The 21,340-nt window shown below is 72.8% G+C and carries 14 protein-coding genes and 3 pseudogenes; 13 read left to right on the forward strand and 4 right to left on the reverse strand.

Going from position 1 to position 21,340, the window contains the following annotated elements:
* Positions 1–163: 163 nt before the first annotated feature.
* Both ACFY3U_RS00005 and ACFY3U_RS00010 read right to left on the reverse strand, forming a co-directional pair.
* Positions 164–1,819, reverse strand: a complete 1,656-nt coding sequence (locus tag ACFY3U_RS00005; protein WP_387192267.1) for a cellulase family glycosylhydrolase — start codon at positions 1,817–1,819, stop codon at positions 164–166.
* Positions 1,820–2,178: 359 nt separating this feature from the next.
* On the reverse strand, positions 2,179–3,387 hold the full coding sequence (locus tag ACFY3U_RS00010; RefSeq protein ID WP_387192270.1) for a DUF349 domain-containing protein: 1,209 nt from the start codon (positions 3,385–3,387) through the stop codon (positions 2,179–2,181).
* A 195-nt stretch (positions 3,388–3,582) separates the two neighbouring features.
* Between ACFY3U_RS00010 and ACFY3U_RS00015 the strand changes: the two genes are divergently transcribed.
* The 3 genes from ACFY3U_RS00015 to dapF are packed head-to-tail and all read left to right on the forward strand — an operon-like array spanning position 3,583 to position 6,219.
* Positions 3,583–4,464, forward strand: a complete 882-nt coding sequence (locus ACFY3U_RS00015; RefSeq protein WP_387192274.1) for a hypothetical protein — start codon at positions 3,583–3,585, stop codon at positions 4,462–4,464.
* Positions 4,461–5,366, forward strand: a complete 906-nt coding sequence (miaA, locus tag ACFY3U_RS00020) for a tRNA (adenosine(37)-N6)-dimethylallyltransferase MiaA (RefSeq protein WP_387192277.1) — start codon at positions 4,461–4,463, stop codon at positions 5,364–5,366. The genes ACFY3U_RS00015 and miaA overlap by 4 nt, the downstream gene beginning before the upstream one ends.
* A gap of 7 nt (positions 5,367–5,373) precedes the next feature.
* Positions 5,374–6,219, forward strand: a complete 846-nt coding sequence (dapF, locus tag ACFY3U_RS00025) for a diaminopimelate epimerase (RefSeq protein ID WP_387192280.1) — start codon at positions 5,374–5,376, stop codon at positions 6,217–6,219.
* A 239-nt stretch (positions 6,220–6,458) separates the two neighbouring features.
* Here the strand turns inward: dapF and ACFY3U_RS00030 are convergent, their stop codons facing one another.
* A complete protein-coding gene (locus ACFY3U_RS00030) occupies positions 6,459–7,931 on the reverse strand; it encodes an NAD-dependent malic enzyme (RefSeq protein ID WP_387192282.1) in 1,473 nt (490 codons plus the stop codon).
* Between the two features lie 179 nt (positions 7,932–8,110).
* On the opposite strand from ACFY3U_RS00030, the gene hflX reads away from it, so the two are divergent.
* Positions 8,111–9,565 (forward strand): GTPase HflX, encoded by a 1,455-nt coding sequence (gene hflX / locus ACFY3U_RS00035; protein WP_387192285.1) that lies wholly within the window; start codon positions 8,111–8,113, stop codon positions 9,563–9,565.
* A 50-nt stretch (positions 9,566–9,615) separates the two neighbouring features.
* Entirely contained in the window at positions 9,616–11,496 is a 1,881-nt protein-coding gene (locus ACFY3U_RS00040; protein WP_387192288.1) for a hypothetical protein, read from the forward strand.
* 64 nt (positions 11,497–11,560) lie between these two features.
* On the opposite strand, the gene lexA is transcribed toward ACFY3U_RS00040, so the two are convergent.
* Positions 11,561–12,343 (reverse strand): transcriptional repressor LexA, encoded by a 783-nt coding sequence (lexA, locus tag ACFY3U_RS00045; protein ID WP_387192291.1) that lies wholly within the window; start codon positions 12,341–12,343, stop codon positions 11,561–11,563.
* A 625-nt stretch (positions 12,344–12,968) separates the two neighbouring features.
* On the opposite strand from lexA, the gene nrdR reads away from it, so the two are divergent.
* The 8 genes and pseudogenes from nrdR to ACFY3U_RS00085 all read left to right on the forward strand — a co-directional run bounded on the left by nrdR (position 12,969) and on the right by ACFY3U_RS00085 (position 21,340).
* Complete coding sequence (gene nrdR, locus ACFY3U_RS00050) at positions 12,969–13,460, forward strand: transcriptional regulator NrdR (protein ID WP_387192294.1); 492 nt, start codon at positions 12,969–12,971, stop codon at positions 13,458–13,460.
* Between the two features lie 62 nt (positions 13,461–13,522).
* Positions 13,523–13,999 (forward strand): annotated as a pseudogene (locus ACFY3U_RS00055) (vitamin B12-dependent ribonucleotide reductase); the annotation flags it as partial.
* Between the two features lie 39 nt (positions 14,000–14,038).
* A pseudogene (locus tag ACFY3U_RS00060) lies at positions 14,039–14,881 on the forward strand (LAGLIDADG family homing endonuclease); the annotation flags it as partial.
* 180 nt (positions 14,882–15,061) lie between these two features.
* Positions 15,062–17,515, forward strand: a pseudogene (locus ACFY3U_RS00065) (vitamin B12-dependent ribonucleotide reductase); the annotation flags it as partial.
* 147 nt (positions 17,516–17,662) lie between these two features.
* A complete protein-coding gene (locus ACFY3U_RS00070; protein ID WP_387192297.1) occupies positions 17,663–18,523 on the forward strand; it encodes a barstar family protein in 861 nt (286 codons plus the stop codon).
* A gap of 157 nt (positions 18,524–18,680) precedes the next feature.
* Complete coding sequence (locus ACFY3U_RS00075; RefSeq protein WP_387192300.1) at positions 18,681–19,454, forward strand: DedA family protein; 774 nt, start codon at positions 18,681–18,683, stop codon at positions 19,452–19,454.
* A gap of 75 nt (positions 19,455–19,529) precedes the next feature.
* Positions 19,530–20,705 carry a sensor histidine kinase gene (locus ACFY3U_RS00080; RefSeq protein ID WP_387192303.1) on the forward strand — a complete coding sequence of 392 codons (1,176 nt, stop codon included), beginning with the start codon at positions 19,530–19,532 and terminating at the stop codon, positions 20,703–20,705.
* Complete coding sequence (locus tag ACFY3U_RS00085) at positions 20,696–21,340, forward strand: response regulator (RefSeq protein WP_387192306.1); 645 nt, start codon at positions 20,696–20,698, stop codon at positions 21,338–21,340. Before ACFY3U_RS00080 ends, ACFY3U_RS00085 begins: the two co-directional genes overlap by 10 nt.

Raw genomic sequence — 21,340 nt, forward strand, 5'->3', positions numbered from 1 at the left:
GGGGGGGGGGGGGGCCCCGGGGGGGGCCCCCGGGGGGGGGGCCCGCGCCCCCCGGGCGCCCCCCCCCCCCCCCCCCCCCGCGGCCCCCCGGCCGGCCCCCCCCCGGGGGGGCCCCCCCCCCTCGCCGGTTTCCGGGCCCGGGGACGGTCGGGCCCGGAGGGGATCAGCAGGCGGCGCCGTTGAGCTTGACCGCGCCGGGTGCGGCGGCCGAGCCGTTCGCGGTGAAGCCGACGGTCACCGACGCCCCGGCCGCCAGCGAGCGCGCCCAGTCCGGGGCGGCCGCGGTGACCGTGGTGCCCGACTGGGTGACCGTGGCGTTCCAGCCGCTGGCCAGGGTCACCCCGGCCGGCCAGGCCCAGGTGACCGACCACGGGTTGGCCGCCGAGGTGCCGGTGTTCTTCACGGTCAGCTCGCCCTGGAAGCCGCCCTGCCAGGCGTTGACCTGCTTGTACGTCGCCGTGCAGGCGCCGGACGGCGGCGGCGGGGTGGACGAGCCGGTCGGGGTCGGCGTGGGCGTGGGAGTCGGCGTCGGGGTCGGGGTCGGCGAGCCGGTCGGGGTCGGGCTCGGGGTGCCGCCGCCGCCACCCACCGGCGGGATCAGGTACGGCGAGATGATGTCCTGCTTGGCCTGGTTGATGGTGGTCCAGTCGTCGTTGGCGATGCCGCCGGTGTCACCCGAGTTCGGGTTCCACGACCAGTAGGTGAAGGACATCCCGTTCACGCCGGTGCCGGTGTAGGCGAGCAGGTTCTGCAGCCAGACCTTGTCCTTCGGGTCCTGCAACGTGGTGCCGAACTCGCCCATCATGATCGGCGCGATGTTCTGCTTGTACAGGTAACCCCAGTACTTGTCCCAGATCGCCGGCAGGTTCGCCGGGTAGGTCGGGTCGTCGAACCAGGCCTGGTGGTAGACCGAGGTGGCGTACTCGTGCGGGGAGTAGACCAGCCGGTTGGCCACGTTCAGCCGGACCGGGAACTGCCCGGCCTTGGACAGGTTGCCACCCCACCAGCCGCAGTCCTCGTCGTTGCTGGTGTCGCCGTCCCAGACGTTCGACAGGCCGCCGCTGGGGCAGCTCACCCCCTCCACGAAGATCAGCCAGTTCGGCTGCACCCCGAGGATCGCGTTGCCGGCCCGCTCGGCGGCCAGCCGCCAGTCGCGGGCGGTGTCGCCGCAGCCCCAGCAGGCGCCGGTGGCGGCCGGGTTGGTCCCCTCGGCGTGCGGCTCGTTGTGCAGGTCCGCGCCGATGACGGTGGGGTTGTTCGCGTACCGCTGGGCGAGCGCCTTCCAGTCGGCGATCCAGGTCGCCTCCGAGACACCGGCGGTGTACCACAGCGGCGACTGCCCGGCCGAGGTGGGCCGGTGCCGGTCCAGGATGATCCGCATCCCCTTGCTGCCGGCGTAGTCGACGACCTTGTCCAGAATCTGCAGCGGCGACAGCCCGACCAGGTCCGGGTTGACGAAGTCGTTGACCCCGCTGGCCGTCGCGCCCGGCTTCACCGCGTCGTCCGACCACGGGATACGCAGCGTGTTGTAGCCCAGCCGGGCCATCGTGTCGAGCTGGCCGCGCCACGGGTTGCTCGACCACAGGCCGTGGAACGTCTTGTTGTCGGTCTCCATGCCGAACCAGTTGATGCCGGTCAGCCGGACGGTGGCGCCGGTGCTGTCGACGATCTTGTTGCCGTTGGTGTGCAGGTAGCCGGTGCCGGTGCCGCCGACGGCGGCGGCGGCCGGGGTGGTGCTGACGGCGGCGGCGACGAGGACGCCGGCCGCGGCGGTGGCGAGCGCGGTGAGCGCGCCGCCGAGGGCGGTGGGTCGGTGCATGCGAGCTCCATCTCGGATGCCCGCGCCGCGCGAGCGCCGCGGGCGGAGGACCTGGGGGAGACGTCCCACTCGTCATCGCGTACGCGGACAGCGCGGGACGGGCCGTGCCACGTGGACGGCCACTCGCGGACATCATCGACGCGTCCTCCCGCGGCGCTGCGCGCCACCGGTGCCCTCGCGTCGATGGTGGAACCTGGCTCTGCCGCCATTGTTCTCACCCCACCCCACCCCGTCAACAGCCCCACCCCCGCCCCGGTTCCCGCTGATTCACGCGAATCAGCGCGGGTGGGGTGGGTGGGGGTGGACGGGCGGGAGCCCCGGTCCCCGTGAGGGGACCGGGGCTCCCGGGTGGATCGGGGTCAGCCGGCCTGTTCGGCGAGCTGGAGGAACTGCCGCTTCGAGGCGAGCGCCTGCTCGGCCTCCTTGACCCGGCGGGCGTCCCCGGCGGCCTGCGCCCGGGCCAGCCGCTCCTCGGCCTCGGCGACCTGCGAGCGCATCTGGGCCAGGAGGGGATTGTCCTCCTTGGTGGTGCGGCGCCAGGCCGAGTCCATCACCTCGCGGACCTTCTCGTCGACCGCCCGCAGCCGTCGCTCCAGCCCGGCGGCGGCCTCCCGCGGCACCCGGCCGGCCTCGTGCCACTGGGCCTGGATGTCGCGCAGCTTGGCCTGCGCGCCCTTCGGGTCACCGTCGACGTCCAGCGCCTCGGCCTCGGCCAGCAGCGCCTGCTTGCGCTCCAGGTTGCCGCGCTGCTCGTTGTCCCGGGCGGAGAAGACCTCGCTGCGCCGGCTGAAGAAGGCGTCCTGGGCAGCACGGAACCGTTCCCAGAGCTTCTGCTCCGCCTCCTTGGAGGCGCGCGGCGCGGCCTTCCACTGGTTCATCAGGTCCTTGAGCTGGTTGGCGGTGGCCGCCCAGTCGGTGGAGTCCCTCAGCTTCTCGGCCTCGGTGACCAGCTCCTCCTTGACCGTCTGCGCCTGCTTGCGCTGCTGGTCCAGGGTGGCGAAGTGGGCGCCCCGCCGGCGGGTGAAGCCGTCCCGGGCGGCGGCGAACCGCTTCCACAGCTCACCGTCGGTCTTCTTGTCGACGCCGCGGATGGTCTTCCACTCGTCGAGGATCTCCTTGAGCCGGTCGCCGGCGGTCTTCCAGCCGGTCGACTCGGCGGCCAGCTTCTCGGCCTCCTCGACCAGGGCCGTCTTGCGCGCGAGCGCCTCGACCCGGGCGGCGTCCTTGGCGGCGCGGGCCTCGCCGGCCTTGGTCTCAGCCACCTCGGTGAGCTTGTCCAGCCGGGTGGCCAACGCGTCGATGTCACCGACGACGTGCGCCTCGGGCAGCGAGGCACGGATCCGCTTGATCGTGGTCAGCGAGTGACCGGCGTCCGCCGCGCCCGAGTTGAGCCGGGCCTCCGTCAGGTCGACCTCGGTCACCAGGTCGGCGAAGCGCCGGGCGAAGTGGGCCAGGCCCTCCTCCGGCGCGCCCGCCTGCCAGGATCCGACCACCCGCTCGCCCTCGGCGGTCTTGACGTACACGGTGCCGTCCGCGTCCACCCGTCCGAAGGCAGTCCAGTCGCTCATGTGCCCATCCTCGTTCTCCCGGCGTCGACGGGACACGTCCCGCGATCGCCGCCACGGCGCAGCAAAGTCACTCCCGGCATTGTCACAGGTCCGCCCCCGTCCGCGTCGAGCGCCTGTCGTTGACCGTGACCATACGGTGTCCTTGCGCCCAGATGACCGGATCGGCGCGGGGACGCACCGGCGCGTCCGGCTACCGTGACCGGTGTGCCTCTGGTCGCCGCAGCCGTCTGCCCCCACCCTCCGCTGATCGTCCCCGCGCTGGCCGGCGCCGCCGCCGGTGAGCTGGACGACCTTAGGGCCGCCTGCGACGCGGCGGTCGCCGGCCTGTACGCCTCGGGCGCGCGCACCGTCGTCGTGGTGGGCGGCGGCGACCGCACCGCCGACCTGTCCCACCCGTTCCGGGGCAGCTTCGCCCCCTGGGGCCTGCCGCTGGAGGTCCGGCTCGACGCCCCGCCCGGCGACCCCACCGGCACCCGGTCCGACGGCGACGTCGGCGCCCAGCCCGCCGGTGCCGGGCCCGACGTCGGTGTCGGGCCCGACGGCGGTGCCGAGGCCGGGGACCTGCCGCTGAGTCTGCTCGTCGGCGCCTGGCTGCTGCGCCGCTCGTCGCCCGCCCGGTCCCGACCCGATGCCGGAACCAACGCCGACGCCGGGCCCGGTGCCGGTGCCGGTGCCGGTGCCGACGAAATCACCTGGCGGATGGCGATCGTGGCACCGGACGCCCCGACCGGGGAGTGCGCGGCCCTCGGGGCCGGTTACCGGTACGACGGTGACTGGGCGTTGCTGGTGATGGGGGACGGGTCGGCCTGCCGGGGCCCGAAGTCCCCCGGGTACGACGACCCGCGCGCCGAGGCGTACGACGAGGGGGTTGCCCGGGCCCTGGCCGGCGCGGACGCCGAGGCCCTGCTCGGCCTGGACCCGGTGCTGTCGGCGCGGCTGAAGGTCGCCGGGCGGGCGCCCTGGCAGGTGCTGGCCGGCGCGGTCCGGGCGGCCGGCGGCGACTGGCGCGGCGAGCTGAGCCACTCCTCGGCCCCCTACGGCGTTTCCTACTTCGTGGCGAACTGGGTGCGGGCATGACGGTGATCGCGGTGGTCGGGCCGACCGCCGCCGGCAAGTCGGCGCTGAGCATCGCGCTGGCGCACGCCCTCGACGGCGAGGTGGTCAACGCCGACTCCATGCAGCTCTACCGGGGGATGGACATCGGCACGGCGAAGCTCACCCCGGCCGAGCGCGAGGGCGTGCCGCACCACCTGCTGGATCTGTGGGAGGTCACCGAGCCGGCCAGCGTCGCGGAGTACCAGCGGCTTGCCCGCGCGGCGGTCGACGACATCCTGGCCCGGGGGCGTACGCCGCTGCTGGTCGGCGGCTCGGGCCTGTACGTGCGGGCGGTGCTGGAGCGGTTCGAGTTCCCCGGCACCGACCCGGCGGTACGCGAGCGGCTGGAGGCGGAGCTGGCGGCCGTCGGCCCGGCTCCGCTGCACGCCCGGCTGGCCGAGGCGGACCCGGCCGCCGCGGTGAGCATCCTGCCCGGCAACGGGCGGCGGATCGTCCGGGCACTGGAGGTGATCGAGCTGACCGGTGCGCCGTTCACGGCGTCCCTGCCGCAGCCGACGCCGTACTACCCGTCCGTGCAGCTCGGCGTGGACCTGGACACCGCCGCGTTGGACGAGCGGATCGCGCTGCGGGTGGACCGGATGTGGGCCGACGGGCTGGTCGCCGAGGTCCGGGAGCTGGTCGGTCGGGGCCTGCCCGAGGGGCGGACGGCGAGCCGGGCGCTCGGCTACCAGCAGGTGCTGCGCTTCCTGGCCGGCAAGACCACCGAGACCGAGGCGTACCAGGAGACCATCCGGGCCACCCGGCGGTTCGTCCGCCGGCAGCGGTCCTGGTTCCGCAGGGACCCGCTGATCCACTGGCTGGACTCCGCCGCGCCGGACCTCCTGCCGAGTGCGCTGCGGACGGTCGCCGAGCATCGGGGATGATGGGGGCGTGGAGTTCACCAAGGGCCACGGCACCGGCAACGACTTCGTCATCCTGCCCGACCCGGACGGCGCGCTCGACCTGACGCCCGGCCTGGTCGCCGCGATCTGCGACCGGCGGCGGGGGCTCGGCGGGGACGGTGTGCTGCGGGTCGTCCGGGCCGCCAAGCACCCGGACGGCGCCGCGCTGGCCGGCGAGGCCGAGTGGTTCATGGACTACTGGAACTCGGACGGCTCGTTCGCCGAGATGTGCGGCAACGGCGCCCGGGTCTTCGTCCGCTACCTGCTGACCCACGGGCTGGCCGACGCGGCCGGCGGCACGCTGCCGGTGGCCACCCGGGCCGGGCTGGTCCGGGCCCGGGTCGAGGGCGAGGCCGTCGCCGTCGAGATGCGCCGCCCCCGGATGTACGACGCCTCGGTGGCCACCCTGGGCGGGCTCACCCTGCCCGGCACGGCGGTGGACGTCGGTAATCCGCACCTGGTCTGCGCGCTGCCGGCCGGGCTGGAGCTGGCCGGGCTGGACCTGACCCGGGCCCCGGAGTTCGACGCCGCGCTCTTCCCGGCCGGGGTGAACGTCGAGTTCACCGCCCCCGGCGAGCCGGTGGACGGCACGGACGACCACGTGCTCATGCGGGTCTACGAGCGCGGCTCGGCCGAGACGCTCTCCTGCGGCACCGGCGCCTGCGCGGTCGGCGCGGTGGCCCTGCGCGACGCCGGCCGGGACACCGGCACGGTCACCGTGGACGTCCCCGGCGGCCGCCTCACGGTGACGGTGACCGACGACTCCTGCTGGCTCTCCGGCCCCGCCGTCCTGGTCGCCGCCGGCACCCTCACCCCAGGCTCCCTCCACCCCTGACCACTCGCACCCCCGGGGCCGGCCGATCGCCCAGTTGATCATGATGTTGACTGGCCAACCCGGCCCTCAGTGCGCGGTCAACCCCATGATCGACGCCTCAATCCCACGCCCCACCCCGGCCGGCTTGCCCACCCCGGGTCTGTCGAGCGGTTGTTGATCAAGAGGTTTGCGTCAGGAATCGGCCTCAGGGTGACGCAAACCTCTTGATCAACACGGCCGGGGCCGGGGCCGGGGGTGGGTCAGGGGGTGGCGGCGGCGTTGGCGGCGATCTCGGGGAGGTCGGCGGGGCCCGGGTCGGCGGCCGGCGGCGGCGTCACGGCCGGGTTCTGGGCGGCGGCGCGGACGGCCGCGGCGACGGCCGGGGCGACCCGGGCGTCGAACACGCTGGGCACGATCACCGTCGGGTTGATCTTGTCCTCGCCGACCACGTCGGCGATGGCCCGGGCCGCCGCGATCGCCATCTCCTCGGTGAACTCCTCGGCGTGCGCGTCCAGCATGCCGCGGAAGACGCCTGGGAAGGCGAGCACGTTGTTGATCTGGTTCGGCTGGTCGGAGCGGCCGGTGGCGACCACCGCGGCGTGCTTGCGCGCCTCCCGCGGGTCGACCTCCGGGTCCGGGTTGGCCAGCGCGAAGACGATCGCGTCCTTGGCCATGGTGGCGACGTCGTCGCCGGTGAGCAGGTTCGGCGCGCTCACCCCGATGAACACGTCCGCGCCGCGCACCGCGCCGGGCAGGTCACCGGAGTAGTTCTCCTTGTTGGTGTTCTCCGCCAGCCACTGCCAGGCCGGGTTGAGGTCGGGCAGCCCACGGTGCAGGGCGCCCTGCCGGTCGTACGCGATGATGTCGCCGACGCCCTGGCGCAGCAGCAGCTTCATGATCGCGGTGCCGGCCGCGCCGGCGCCGGAGACCACCACCCGGACGTCCGCGAGCCGCTTGCCCACCACGCGCAGCGCGTTGGTCAGCGCGGCCAGCACGCAGATCGCGGTGCCGTGCTGGTCGTCGTGGAAGACCGGGATGTCCAGCGCCTCGCGCAGCCGGGCCTCGATCTCGAAGCAGCGCGGCGCGGCGATGTCCTCCAGGTTGATCCCGCCGTACGCGGGCGCGATCGCCTTGACGATTGCCACGATCTCGTCGGTGTCCTGGGTGTCCAGCACCACCGGCCAGGCGTCAACCCCGCCGAAGCGCTTGAAGAGCGCGGCCTTGCCCTCCATCACCGGCAGCGACGCGGCCGGCCCGAGGTTGCCCAGGCCGAGCACCGCCGAGCCGTCGCTGACCACGGCGACCGTGTTGCGCTTGATGGTCAGCCGGCGGGCGTCGGCCGGGTTCTCCGCGATCGCCATGCAGACCCGGGCCACCCCCGGGGTGTACGCCCGGGACAGCTCGTCCCGGTTGCGCAGCGCCACCTTCGGGGTGACCTCGATCTTGCCGCCCAGGTGCAGCAGAAAGGTGCGGTCGGAGACCTTCCGGACGTCCACCCCGTCCAGCGCCGTCAGCGCGTCGACCACCTGGTCGGCGTGGGTGGCGTCGGCGGTGTCGCAGGTCAGGTCCACGATCACGCTGGTCGGGTCGGAGTCGACCACGTCCAGGGCGGTGACGATCGCGCCGGCCTCGCCGACGGCGGTGGTCAGCCGGCCGATGGAGGAGGCGTCCGCGGTCACCGCGATCCGGACCGTGATCGAGAAGCCGGCACTGGGCAGGCGGGTGATGGCCACGGGAAGTTCCCTCCGTCAACGCTGAGCGGCTCGCCTCGCCTTTCTACCCGCCTCCCGGCGGCGGCCGGCGGGCGGCCCCGCTTTTGGCGGTGTTCACCACGGGCATATAGCGGGTGCGTCGCGCGTTGACACATGTCAGGATTGCTCGGTACGTGCACAGAACGGACAGGAGACGCGACTTGCCAGACCAGGAGACCTACGTTCCCTACGAGGACGACGAGCTCGAGGCCGGCAGCACCGGCGAGTACGAGCTGTCGGAGCGGCAGGCGTTGCGGCGGGTCCCCGGCCTCTCCACCGAGCTCACCGACATCACCGAGGTCGAGTACCGCCAGCTCCGGCTGGAGCGGGTGGTGCTCGTGGGCGTGTGGACCGAGGGCACCCAGACCGACGCGGACAACTCCCTCACCGAGCTCGCGGCGCTCGCCGAGACGGCCGGCTCGCAGGTGCTCGAGGGGCTGATCCAGCGGCGCGGCCGCCCCGACCCGGCGACCTACATCGGCCGGGGAAAGGTCGACGATCTCAGTTCGGTGGTGCTGTCCACCGGCGCCGACACGGTGATCTGCGACGGTGAGCTGTCCCCGTCCCAGCTGCGCAACCTGGAGCAGCGCACCAAGGTCAAGGTGGTCGACCGGACGGCGCTGATCCTCGACATCTTCGCCCAGCACGCCAAGAGCAAGGAAGGTAAGGCGCAGGTCGAGCTGGCCCAGCTCGAATACCTGCTCCCGCGCCTGCGTGGTTGGGGTGAGACGCTGTCCCGGCAGACCGGTGGCTCCGGTCGCGGTGGCGGCGCCGGTGGCGGCGTCGGCGTGCGTGGCCCCGGTGAGACCAAGCTGGAGACCGACCGGCGCCGGATCCGGCACCGCATCTCCCGGCTGCGCCGGGAGATCAAGGCCATGAAGACGGTACGCCAGACCAAGCGCTCCCGCCGGTCGCGCAACTCGGTGCCCGCGGTGGCGATCGCCGGCTACACCAACGCCGGCAAGTCCAGCCTGCTCAACCGGCTGACCGGCGCCGGCGTGCTGGTGGAGAACGCGCTCTTCGCCACGCTCGACCCGACCACCCGCAAGGCCACCACCTCCGACGGCCGGCTCTACACCCTGTCGGACACGGTCGGCTTCGTCCGGCACCTGCCGCACCAGATCGTCGAGGCGTTCCGCTCCACCCTGGAGGAGGTCGCTGAGTCGGATCTGGTCGTGCACGTGGTCGACGGCTCCCACCCGGATCCGGAGGAGCAGGTCCGCGCGGTCCGCGAGGTGCTCTCCGAGGTGGGCGCCGACCGGCTGCCCGAGCTGCTGGTGGTGAACAAGACCGACGCGGCCGACGAGGACACCCTGCTGCGGCTCAAGCGGCTCTGGCCGGACGCCGTCTTCGTCTCCGCGCACAGCGGGCGCGGGATGGACGGGCTGCGCCAGTCCATCGAGGAGCGGCTGCCCCGCCCGGCGGTGGAGGTCCGCGCCGTGCTGCCGTACGACCGGGGTGACCTGGTCGCCCGGGTGCACCGGCAGGGTGAGGTGCTGAGCACCGCGCACCTGGCGGAGGGCACGCTGCTGCACGTCCGGGTCGGTCAGGCGCTCGCCGCCGAGCTGGCGCCGTACGCCGCGGGGGAGGAGCAGGCGGTGGCCGCGCTGCGCTGAGCGCTCCCACGGTCACCATGGCGGCGCGGGCGGCATGCGACACTGGCGGAATGCGCCGCGCCGTTTCCTCGGTCACGGTTGCCCTCGGCCTGTTCGGGGCGACCGTGGCACCCGCCGTCGCCGCCATGGCGGCGCCCACCTCTTCCGCCCCCGTCACCCCGGGCAAGAAGCGCTGCACCATCGAGGACCCGCGTCTGCGCGAGCTGTCCGGCCTGGTCGCCACCAGGACCGGCTATATCGTGATCAACGACGGGTCGCCGCAGGAGAACCGCAAGCGGGTCTTCTACCTCGACACCAGATGCGCGATCGCCAAGGAACCGGTGCGGTACTCCGGCGACGGCCCGTTCGACACCGAGGACCTGACCCTCTCCCCGGACGGTAAGACGCTCTGGATCGCCGACACCGGTGACAACGTGACGAGCAAGGAGCGGCGCAGCCGGGTCGCCGTGTGGACCATGCCGGTCGACGGCAGCAAGCAGCCGGTGCTGCACCGGCTGTCGTACCCGGAGCGCAAGCCGCACGACGCGGAGGCGCTGCTGATCGGCGCCGACGGCCTGCCCCTGGTGATCACCAAGGTGCCCAGCGGCAAGTCCGAGATCTTCACCCCGACCGGCAAGCTGCGCAGCGGCGACACCGAAGCGGTGCCGATGAAGAAGGTGGGCGAGGTCAGCCTGCCCACGACCAGCACCGAGAACCCGTTGAGCATCCTCGGCCGGGTGGCGATCACCGGCGCCGCCCGGTCACCGGACGGCGCCAAGGTGGTGCTGCGCACCTACGCCGACGCCTTCGAGTACGACGTCACGGGCGGCGACGTGCTGGCCGCGCTGACCGGCGGCAAGCCGCGGGTCACCCCGCTGGCCGACCCGTTCGGCGAGGCCATCTCCTACACCCCGGACGGGAAGACCTTCGTCACCGTCTCCGACGGCGGGGACCTGGCCGCGGACGACCCGATCGACATCTTGGCCTACACCCCGTCGACCAAGGGCGCCGAGCCGACCGGCAATGTCGCCGCCGCCGTGAAGAAGCCGGCGGAGAAGGCCTGGTACGCCGACATCAGCCTGGACCAGATCAAGTACCTGATCCTCACCATCGGGATCATCGGCGTGCTGCTGCTCGGGGCCGGTGTGTTCGGCATCGTGCGGGCCCGCCGCAACCCCCCGCCGGTCGACGACGGCGACGCCGCCGACCGGGACGACGTGTACTCCTCGGGTTCGCTGCCGGCGGGCGGTGGCTACGGCGCCGGCCGGCCCGCGGGAGACCCGGCGGGCGGTGACCGGCCGCGCGGCGGCGTGTACGGCGGTGCCGCCGGAGGCGGGGTCTACGGCGGTGGTCGCGCGGGCAGCGGCGTCTACGGCGCCCCGGCCGGGGCGGCGCCGGGCCGGCCGACCGCCGGCGGCGGCGGCGGCTTCTACGGTGGCCCCCGGCCGCCGGACGGTGCCGGTGAGCGCCCCCGCGGTGGTGGCGGCGTCTACGGCGGCGGTCGACCGGCCGGTGGCGGGGTCTACGGCGGCGCGCCGCGCGGCGGCCCCGGCGACGGGCCGGCCAACGGTCGCGGCGCCGCTCCCCAGGGCGGCGGCGGCCGAGCCGGTGTGCCAGGCGCGGGCCCGGGCGGCGGGGGGCCGCGCGGCGCAGCTCCCGCAGCGGGCACACCGGGTGGCGGTGGGCCGCGGGGCGGCGGTTCCGGCGGTGGCCCACGCGGCGGTGGTTCCGGTGGCGGGCCGCGCGGCGGTGGTTCCGGTGGCGTGCCGCGCGGCGGCGGTGCCGTGCCGCGCGGCGGCGGTGCCGTGCCGCGCGGCGGCGGCGGTCAGGGTGGCCGGGCCGAGCCCCCGCGCCGGGAGCCGGGCCCGCGGGACCAGTGGTCCGGCCCGCGTCGCGACGGCCGCCCGGACGACCGGCGCGACGGCCAGTACGGCTACGGCGCGCGTTACTGATCCGACGAGAGAACGAGGCTGGCCCCGCCGGCAGGCGGGACCACCCTCGTCGCGTTCCAGATGGTCAGATCCGCCGGAGCACCGCGACGACCCGACCCATGATGGTCGCGTCGTCGCCGGGGATCGGGTCGAAGGCCGGGTTCTGCGGCATCAGCCAGACGTGCCCGTCCCGGTGGCGGTAGGTCTTGACCGTCGCCTCGCCGTCGAGCATGGCCGCCACGATCTCGCCGGAGTCGGCGTTCGGCTGCTGCCGGACCACCACCCAGTCCCCGTCGCAGATCGCCGCGTCGAGCATCGAGTCGCCCTTGACCTGCAGCATGAAGACCTCGCCCTCACCCACCAGCTCGCGGGGGAGCGGGAAGATGTCCTCCACGGCCTGCTCGGCCAGGATCGGGCCACCGGCCGCGATCCGGCCCAACATCGGCACGTACGCCGGGGCGGGGCGCTGGGCCCGGCTCAGCTCGTCGTCGGCGTCGCTGGGGGCACGCACGTCCACCGCGCGGGGCCGGTTCGGGTCGCGCCGCAGGAAGCCCTTCTTCTCCAGCTCCTTGAGCTGGTAGGCCACGCTCGACGGGGAGACCAGGCCGACGGCCTCGCCGATCTCGCGCACGCTCGGCGGGTAGCCGTGCCGCTCCACCCAGCTCCGGATGAACTCCAGGATCCGCCGCTGGCGGGCGGTGAGGTCGACCGTCGCCGGGTCGGGGAAGCTGCTGACCACCGCGGTGACCGGGCGCACGGCCGGCTGGCCGCTCCGGCTGCGGGCGGCGCGGGGGCGCCGAGTGGCCGGCGGACCCGCCTCGGCGATCTGCTGCGGGTTCTTCTGCCGGCTGGCCCGGTCCTCGGTCACGTCCGTCCTCCCTGGTCGGCGCTGGGTGCCTTGGCGGCTCGTGGTGCGTGCGGGGGTGTCGCGGGGTGTTCCGCGACGCCGACCCGACGTGGCTCGCCGGGCCCGGTCGTTCATGACCGTATAGGTGAGATCGGTCATTTTCAAACATCTGTACGACCTGCCGTCGGCGTGTCGGGTGGAAAAGGCGGGAATCTCGAACGCGCGTTCTGATAAATGGTACGACGGGCTCGTACTCCTGTTCGACCGGCAGGCGTTCTCGCGGTGACCGTCCGTTTCCCGGTTCTCGGCCGGACGGCCGGTAACCTCCCGCGGGGCGCGTCGGTTGGGGATGTCGGCACACCGTCGACGAGCCGGTTGTCGATCTTCCCGGAGGGGGTGGGTGGCGGTGTCGGACAGGTGACGCGCCGGACACGCCGACCAACTTGACCGCACCCGGCCGGCGGCATACGGTCGACCCCTAGATGTAGTAGTCACACGGGCGTAAGTTGCCCACAGGTTGGGTTCGGCTACCGACCGCACTCCCGTACCGTCGACGACGGCGAGGGCCCGGCCACCGGGTCGCGCCGGGCCGACGCGTGCCCGGGTGCCGGTGCCGCGCCCGCCGTCGATCAAGGAGGTCCGGCGCATGCGGTGTCCGTACTGCCGACACGCCGACTCCCGGGTGGTCGACTCGCGGGAGGCCGACGACGGGCAGTTGATCCGCCGCCGGCGGTCCTGCCCGGAGTGCGGCAAGCGGTTCACCACGGTCGAGGAGGCCGTGCTCGCGGTGGTCAAGCGCAGCGGGGTGACCGAGCCGTTCAGCCGGACGAAGATCATCGGCGGGGTGCGCAAGGCGTGCCAGGGCCGCCCGGTGGACGAGGACTCGATCGCCCTGCTGGCGCAGAAGGTCGAGGAGACCGTGCGGGCCAAGGGGGCCGCCGAGATCCCGAGCAACGAGGTGGGGCTGGCGATCCTGGGCCCGCTGCGGGACCTGGACGAGGTGGCCTATCTGCGCTTCGCCAGCGTCTACCGGTCCTTCGACTCGCTCGCCGACTTCGAGCGCGAGATCGAGACGCTGCGGGCCGCGGCGCGCGCCCGCGAGGCCGGGGCCGTCGAGGCCGCCGGCCGTACCAGTTGATTTTGAATTTCTGACAGTGAACGACGCGCGGTGGGTGACCGCGCAGACGAGGGGGCGATGAGATGGCGGGGGACGGCGTGACAGCGAGCCGGTCGCGGGCGGCGAAGAACGGCGCGGCGACGGGGCTGAAGGTGCAGCGGGTCTGGACGACCGAGGGCGTGCACCCGTACGACGAGGTGGCGTGGGAGCGCCGCGACGTCGTGATGACCAACTGGCGGGACGGCTCGATCAACTTCGAGCAGCGCGGGGTGGAGTTCCCCGAGTCCTGGAGCGTCAACGCGGCCAACATCGTGACCACCAAGTACTTCCGGGGCGCGGTGGGCACCCCGCAGCGTGAGTGGTCGCTCAAGCAGCTCATCGACCGGGTGGTCAGCACCTACCGCAAGGCCGGTGAGGAGCACGGCTACTTCGCCAACCCGGGCGACGCGGAGATCTTCGCGCACGAGCTGACCTGGATGCTGCTGCACCAGGTGTTCAGCTTCAACTCGCCGGTCTGGTTCAACGTCGGTACGCCGTCGCCGCAGCAGGTCAGCGCCTGCCTGCCGTACGACTCCCTGGTCAGCACCCCGGCCGGGCTGGTGCCGATCGGCAAGCTGGTCGAGGACGAGGCCGTCGGTGCCAAGGTGTACGACGCCAGCGGCCTGACCAGCATCGTCGCCGTCAAGGCCAACGGGGTGCGCGACGTGCTCCGACTGCACACCAAAGCGGGTTACACGCTCGACGTCACCCCGGACCACGTGGTGTGGAAGAGCACCGGCGCCGGCACCGGCGACTGGGTGGAGGCCGGCACCCTCAAGGCCGGTGACCAGCTCGAGTGGCACCGCACGTTCGCCTACGGCGAGGCCGAGATCGACCTGCGCGAGGTCCGCGAGGCCGCGCTTGCCGGCTGGCTGCAGTCGGACGGCTTCGTCGGCCAGTACGACCACGGCACGAACCGGTCGCTGACCATCGAGGCGATGACGGTCAACGACGACGAGCTGGCCTGGGTCACCGGCACCCTCGACGAGGTGTTCGCCGGCGCCCACCGGCACGAGCGTCCGGTGGTGACGCAGAGCGACGAGCTGGACTGCCGCCGCACCCGCCTGTACGGCGAGCACCTGCGCCCGTTCGTGGACAAGTGGGACCTGCTGACCCGCGGCGTCGACATGGAGGTGCCCGAGCGGCTCTTCACCGCCCCGCTGCCGGTCGTCGCCGGCTACCTGCGCAGCATCTTCCAGGCCGAGGGTTACGTGTCGGCGCGGGAGAGCTCCACGCTGGTCGCAGTGGACATGATCTCCGAGAGGCTGATCCGGGGCGTGCAGAGCCTGCTGCTGCGCTTCGGCATCTTCTCCCGGGTCAGCCACAAGCCCGACGCGCGTGCCGACCGGAAGGGATGCTGGTCGGTCCGCATCCAGAACGACGGCGACCGAGACCTGTTCGCCACCCACATCGGGTTCCTCGGTGCGGAGAAGATGGCCAAGCTCGAGCAGAGCTTCGCCAAGCCGGGCCGGCCGGCCAACGACGTCAAGCGGCTGGAGATCGATCGGGTCGAGTCGCTCGGCGCGATGGAGGTCTACGACATCCAGACCGAGAGCGGCGAGTTCCTGGCCGGCAACCTGCGGGTGCACAACTGCTTCATCCTGGCCGTCGACGACTCGATGGACTCCATCCTCGACTGGTACAAGGAGGAGGGGCGGATCTTCCAGGGCGGCTCGGGCGCCGGGGTCAACCTCTCCCGGATCCGGTCCTCGAAGGAGCTGCTCTCCTCCGGCGGTACCGCCTCCGGCCCGGTCAGCTTCATGCGCGGCGCGGACGCCTCGGCCGGCACCATCAAGTCCGGTGGCGCCACCCGGCGCGCGGCCAAGATGGTCATCCTCGACGTGGACCACCCGGACATCGAGGAGTTCGTGGCGACCAAGGCGCGCGAGGAGGACAAGATCCGCGCGCTGCGGGACGCCGGCTTCGACATGGACCTGGGCGGCGCCGACATCGTCAGCGTGCAGTACCAGAACGCCAACAACTCGGTCCGGGTCTCCGACGAGTTCATGTCGGCGGTGGAGAACGGCGGCGGCTTCGACCTGCGCGGCCGGCTCGACGGGCAGACCATCGAGACGATCGACGCCAAGAAGCTCTTCCACACCATCTCCCAGGCCGCCTGGGAGTGCGCCGACCCCGGCCTGCAGTACGACGACACCATCAACGACTGGCACACCTGCCCGGAGACCGGGCGGATCACCGCGTCGAACCCGTGCTCGGAGTACCTGCACCTGGACAACTCCTCGTGCAACCTCGCCTCGCTGAACCTGATGAAGTTCCTCCGCGCCGACGGTGGCTTCGAGGTGGAGAAGTTCGTCAAGAGCGTCGAGTTCGTGATCACCGCGATGGACATCTCGATCTGCTTCGCCGACTTCCCGACCGAGAAGATCGGCGAGACCACCCGCGCCTACCGGCAGCTCGGCATCGGCTACGCCAACCTCGGCGCGCTGCTGATGGCCACGGGCCTGCCGTACGACTCGGAGCAGGGCCGCTCGGTGGCCGCCGCGATCACCTCGCTGATGACCGGCACCGCGTACCGCCGCTCGGCCGAGCTGGCCGGCATCGTCGGCGCGTACGACGGCTACGCCCGCAACGCCGAGCCGCACAAGCGGGTCATGCGCAAGCACGCCGCCGCGAACGACGCCATCAAGCCGGCCGGCACGGTGGCCACCGCGATCCAGCGGGAGGCGACCAAGCAGTGGACCGAGGGCAACAAGACCGGTGACAAGTTCGGCTGGCGCAACTCGCAGGCCAGCGTGCTCGCACCCACCGGCACCATCGGCCTGATGATGGACTGCGACACCACCGGCGTCGAGCCGGACCTGGCGCTGGTCAAGTTCAAGAAGCTGGTCGGCGGCGGCTCGATGCAGATCGTCAACCAGACGGTCCCGCGCGCCCTGCGCAGCCTCGGCTACCCCGAGGAGCAGGTCGAGGCGATCGTAGAGCACATCGCCGACCACGGCCACGTGGTGGACGCCCCGGGCCTCAAGCCGGAGCACTACCCGGTCTTCGACTGCGCCATGGGCGAGCGGTCCATCGCGCCGATGGGCCACGTGCGGATGATGGCGGCCGTCCAGCCGTTCATCTCCGGCGCCATCTCCAAGACGGTCAACATGCCGGAGCAGGCGACCGTCGCCGACGTCGAGAAGATCTACTTCGAGGGCTGGAAGCTCGGCCTGAAGGCGCTGGCGATCTACCGCGACAACTGCAAGGTCGGCCAGCCGCTCTCGGTGGCCAAGCCGAACAAGGCAGTGGTCGAGGCGGCCGTCGAGGCCGCGGTCGAGGCCGCCTCGGTGGAGAGGGTCGTCGAGAAGGTGGTCGAGTACCGCCCGGTGCGCAAGCGGCTGCCGAAGAAGCGCCCGTCCGAGACGGTCAGCTTCTCCGTCGGCGGGGCCGAGGGCTACCTCACCGCGTCGTCCTACCCGGACGACGGCCTCGGTGAGGTCTTCCTCAAGATGTCCAAGCAGGGCTCCACCCTGGCCGGCGTGATGGACGCCTTCTCGGTGGCCATCTCCATCGGCCTGCAGTACGGCGTCCCGCTGGAGACGTACGTCAGCAAGTTCACCAACATGCGCTTCGAGCCGGCCGGCATGACCGACGACCCGGACGTGCGGATGGCGGCCTCGGTGATGGACTACATCTTCCGTCGCTTGGCGCTGGACTTCCTGCCGTACGACCGCCGCGCCGAGCTGGGCATCTTCACCGCCAAGGAGCGGGCCGCGCAGCTGCGGGCCGAGGCCGACGCGGAGAGCGCCGCCGCCGAGCTGACCGCGATGGCCTCCTCCGCCCCGGTGGAGTCGCCGGAGACGAAGACCGGCCCGGAGGCCATGACCGGCCCGGTGGCCCAGCCGGCCCAGGAGCTGGCCGACGTGGCCGCCGCCAAGCCGGCACCGTCGGTGGGATCCTCCACCGAGCTGCTGGAGGCCGTGATCGGCAAGGCCGCCGACGCGCCGCTCTGCTTCACCTGCGGTACGAAGATGCGCCCCGCTGGTAGCTGCTACGTCTGCGAGGGCTGCGGCTCCACCAGCGGCTGCAGCTGACGTACCCGCACCCCTCGGGGGAACGCTGATGGGAGATGCCTCCCGCCCATCTCAGGGCGGGAGGCATCTCGCCGTCGCGGGGTAGGAGCAGGGCCGGTGAGGCCTTCCGCTGTACCGTCCGGTCAGGATGGTGACGAGGGAGGCGCGGTGTTCGATGACGACTCGACTCCGGCCCAGCCGTACCGGCGGTCGGGCGCGCCGGCGACGATGCGCTGGTTGTTGGTCGACGAGTCCGGGTCGGGAGCGGCGGACGTCGCTGTCGCGGCCTGCGTGGACGTGGAAGGCTTGTTCGTCGACGACCCAGCCGCGGCGCCCGCGGCGACACTGCTCGGTTGCCGGCCCGGGCCTCCGCTGCGGCTGGCCCTGGACGCGCTGACCCGAGGTGCCGGCAATCCAGGTGGCGCCCTGCACCGTCGCCGGATCGACGCGGCCCTCCACAGCCTGGCCGACAGTGGCATGGCGACCCGGGTGATCGGTGCGTCTCTGGGGGCATCGGTGACAGCGGTTCGCCCGTCGGTCTTGGGGCACGACCTGCTCGACGTGGCCTTCGACGCCGCGATCGGCGACCCGCTGCCGGGCGGCGCGCGGGATGTCTGGGAGCTCTGGCGTGCCGGCCGTCCCGCCGCACCGGGCCTGTGGACGGGCTACGACCGCGGACTGCGGCACGAGTGGTCCCGCGCCGCGCTGGCTCATCATCCCGACGAACGGCCGGACCGGCCTGCCGGTGGCACCTTTCACCTCGACGGCAGCGTGATCACCGATGTGGAGGGTTTCTACTGCGCCATCGGTGAGGCCGTGAACGGGCCGGGCGGTTACTTCGGTTGGAACCCCGCCGCGCTCAGCGACTGCGTGCTCGGAGGCTGGGGCGCCACGTCGCCGTTCCGCCTGGTCTGGCACCACGCCGAGGTGGCCCGAACAAACTTGACAGGTGAAAGCGGCACTGCCGCCACTTTCCCACAACTGCTCGGGTGGCTCCGGGCGGACGGTGTCCAGGTCGAGTGGCGTTGACGACCCCACTGAACCGGTACCCCTTCCGTCAGGCGGAACGGGCGCTGGTCCGCTGAGCGGGGTGCGGTTTTCCGCACCCCCGGCGGTGCGGTCGGCCCGCTGACCTCGGCGGTCGACCTCATGGTCCGGGCCACGACGGGTTCATAGCGTCTTGAGCATGATGAACCTGTCGATGCACGCCGGCCTGTTGGCCGAGGAGCCTGATCCGTCCCAGGGCGGCCTGGTCGGGCTGGTGACCGGCCTGATGGAGCGGCTCGGCGCCCCGGGCGCCGGCTTGGCCGTCGCGTTGGAGAACTTGTTCCCGCCGATCCCGAGCGAGGTGATCCTGCCGCTGGCCGGGTTCACCGCCAGTCAGGGCCGGATGAGCCTGTCCGCCGCCATCCTCTGGACCACAATCGGTTCGGTGCTGGGCGCGGTTGCGCTCTACCACGTCGGGGTCGCCTTCGGGCGGGAGCGGGTCCGCGCGGTCGCGTCCCGGCTGCCGCTGATCAAGGTGGCCGACATCGACCGGACGGAGGCCTGGTTCCTTCGGCACGGGGCCAAGACGGTCTTCCTCGGCCGGATGATCCCGATCTTCCGCAGCCTGATCTCCGTACCGGCGGGTGTGCAGCGGATGCCGATGACCACGTTCCTGCTCTACACCACCCTGGGCAGCCTGATCTGGAACACGGTGTTCGTGCTGGCCGGCTACCTGCTCGGCGAGAACTGGCACGCGGTCGAGGCGTACGTCGGGACGTTCCAACGGGTCGTCGTCGTGGCCTGCGCGCTCGCCGTGGGGTACTTCGTCGTCTCCCGCCTGGGCAGGGCCCGTCGCCGGCCGCCGGCTTTGGACGGCGGGTCGGTCTCGAATCGGGCCGGCGCCCCGAGCGGGGACGGCCGGGGCACCGTGTACGGAAGCCCGCGTCGGGCGAAGATGACCGGTGATCGGTAGCCGGTTGGTCGAGCACGCGAGCCGATGACCGGTAGCCGGTCGATCCGAGGTGGCACGAACGTGAGGGGCGGGGCGGTGGCGGAGCGCGCGGCGTATGGCTGGCGGCCTTGGATCGGTGCCACGGTCCGCCGGGTCCGACCGCTCGCGGGCGTGGTGCTCGGCGTCCTCACCGCCGCGGTCGAGTCGCTGTTCCTGCTCCTCGCCGGGCTCGTCGTACTGGCGGTCTCGCCGGCGCCGGCGGTCCGCCGCCGCGTAGGTGCGGCCATGATCGGGTACGCCCGGTCCCTCGCCGAGGGCGAGCGACGGCGGCTCGCCGTGATCGCCTCGGAGCCGACCCCGCCTCCGGTCCGGGCGAGCGGACCGCGGGTGCTCGGCTACCTCGCCGCCCGACTGGTGCCGGCGGTGCTCGGCGCTGTGACCGGCGGTCTGCTCGTGGTCGGTGCCGTGCTCGCCGCCATCGTGCTGCGCTCGTTCGCGGCGGGCACCCTGACCGTGGCCGACCTGCTGCTGCAGGGGCTCGTCGGGGCGGCCCTGCTGACGGTGAACCTGCAGGCGATGGTCAGCGTCGCCGCGCTGGACCGGCGGCTGGCGCGCGGCCTGCTGGAATCCAGCAGTCGGGAGGCGCTGCACCAGCGGATCACCGAACTGGCGGTGAGCCGGGCCGGCGTCATCGCCGCCGTCGATGCCGAGCGCCAGCGCATCGAACGCGACCTGCACGACGGGCTGCAGCAACGCCTCGTCGCGCTCGGCATGCTGCTCGGGCGGGCGCGGCGTAGCGGCGACCCGGACCGGACGCGCGCCCTTCTGGCCCAGGCCCACGAGGACGCCCAGCGCGCCGTCGAGGAGCTGCGGGAGGTGGCCTGGCAGGTCTACCCAGCGGCGCTCGACCACACCACGTTGGACGAGGTGCTGACCATGGTGGCCCGACGGTCCGCGACGCCGGTCAGGATCAGTTACGACGTCCCGGTCCGGCCGGCCCGTCCGGTCGAGACCGTGCTGTACTTCGTCGCGTGCGAAGCCGTCACCAACGCCGCCAAACACGCCCGAGCGACCCTGGTCACCATCGAGATCTCATCCCGGGACACCGAGATCGAGATGCGCGTGCGTGACGACGGCGTCGGCGGCGCCGACCCGTACGGCAGCGGCCTGCAGGGGCTCGCCCGGCGGGTCTCGGCCATGGACGGCCGGTTCGACGTGCACAGCCCGGCCGGCGGCCCGACGACCATCCGGGTGGGGGTGCCGTGCGCGTAGTCCTCGCCGAAGACTCCACCCTGCTGCGCGAGGGGCTGGCCCGGCTCCTCGCCGACGAGGGGCACCAAGTGGTCGCCGCCGTCGCGGACGCGGACCGGCTCGTCACCGCCGTCGCGGAGCACCGCCCCGACATCGTCGTCACCGACGTACGCATGCCGCCAACCAACAGCGACGACGGGCTGCGGGCCGCGCTGGAGGTCCGCCGCCGCTGGCCCGACGTCGCGGTGCTCGTGCTGTCCCAGTACGTCGAGAAGCGGTACGCCGCCAGGCTCCTCGCCGACCGGTCCGAAGGGGTCGGCTACCTCCTGAAGGACCGCGTCGCCCAGGTCGAGGACTTCCTCGACGCCCTCGACCGGGTCGCCGCCGGCGCCACGGCGCTCGACCCCGAGGTCGTCCGGCAGCTCGTCTCCGCCACCAGCCACACCGACCCGCTCAACCGCCTCACCCCACGCGAACGCGACGTGTTGCAGCAGATGGCGCAGGGGTACACCAACGCCGCCGTCGCCGAGCGCCTGCACGTGTCGCAGAGTGCGGTCGAGAAGCACATCAACGCCATCTTCGACAAGCTCGGCGTGTCCCACGTGACCGGCTACAGCCGGCGGGTCCTGGCGATCCTGCGCTACCTCGGCTCGTAG

Origin of the sequence: Micromonospora sp. NPDC000089 (genome assembly GCF_042899365.1) — a bacterium.
Lineage (GTDB): Bacteria > Actinomycetota > Actinomycetes > Mycobacteriales > Micromonosporaceae > Micromonospora.

What these genes read in the sequence shown, in the direction of transcription:
- nrdR (WP_387192294.1), top strand. Translation starts at nt 12,969, where the DNA reads ATGCGGTGTCCGTACTGCCGACACGCCGACTCCCGGGTGGTCGACTCG.
- ACFY3U_RS00075 (WP_387192300.1), top strand. Translation starts at nt 18,681, where the DNA reads ATGATGAACCTGTCGATGCACGCCGGCCTGTTGGCCGAGGAGCCTGAT.
- ACFY3U_RS00010 (WP_387192270.1), bottom strand. Translation starts at nt 3,387, where the DNA reads ATGAGCGACTGGACTGCCTTCGGACGGGTGGACGCGGACGGCACCGTG.
- miaA (WP_387192277.1), top strand. Translation starts at nt 4,461, where the DNA reads ATGACGGTGATCGCGGTGGTCGGGCCGACCGCCGCCGGCAAGTCGGCG.
- ACFY3U_RS00040 (WP_387192288.1), top strand. Translation starts at nt 9,616, where the DNA reads ATGCGCCGCGCCGTTTCCTCGGTCACGGTTGCCCTCGGCCTGTTCGGG.
- ACFY3U_RS00005 (WP_387192267.1), bottom strand. Translation starts at nt 1,819, where the DNA reads ATGCACCGACCCACCGCCCTCGGCGGCGCGCTCACCGCGCTCGCCACC.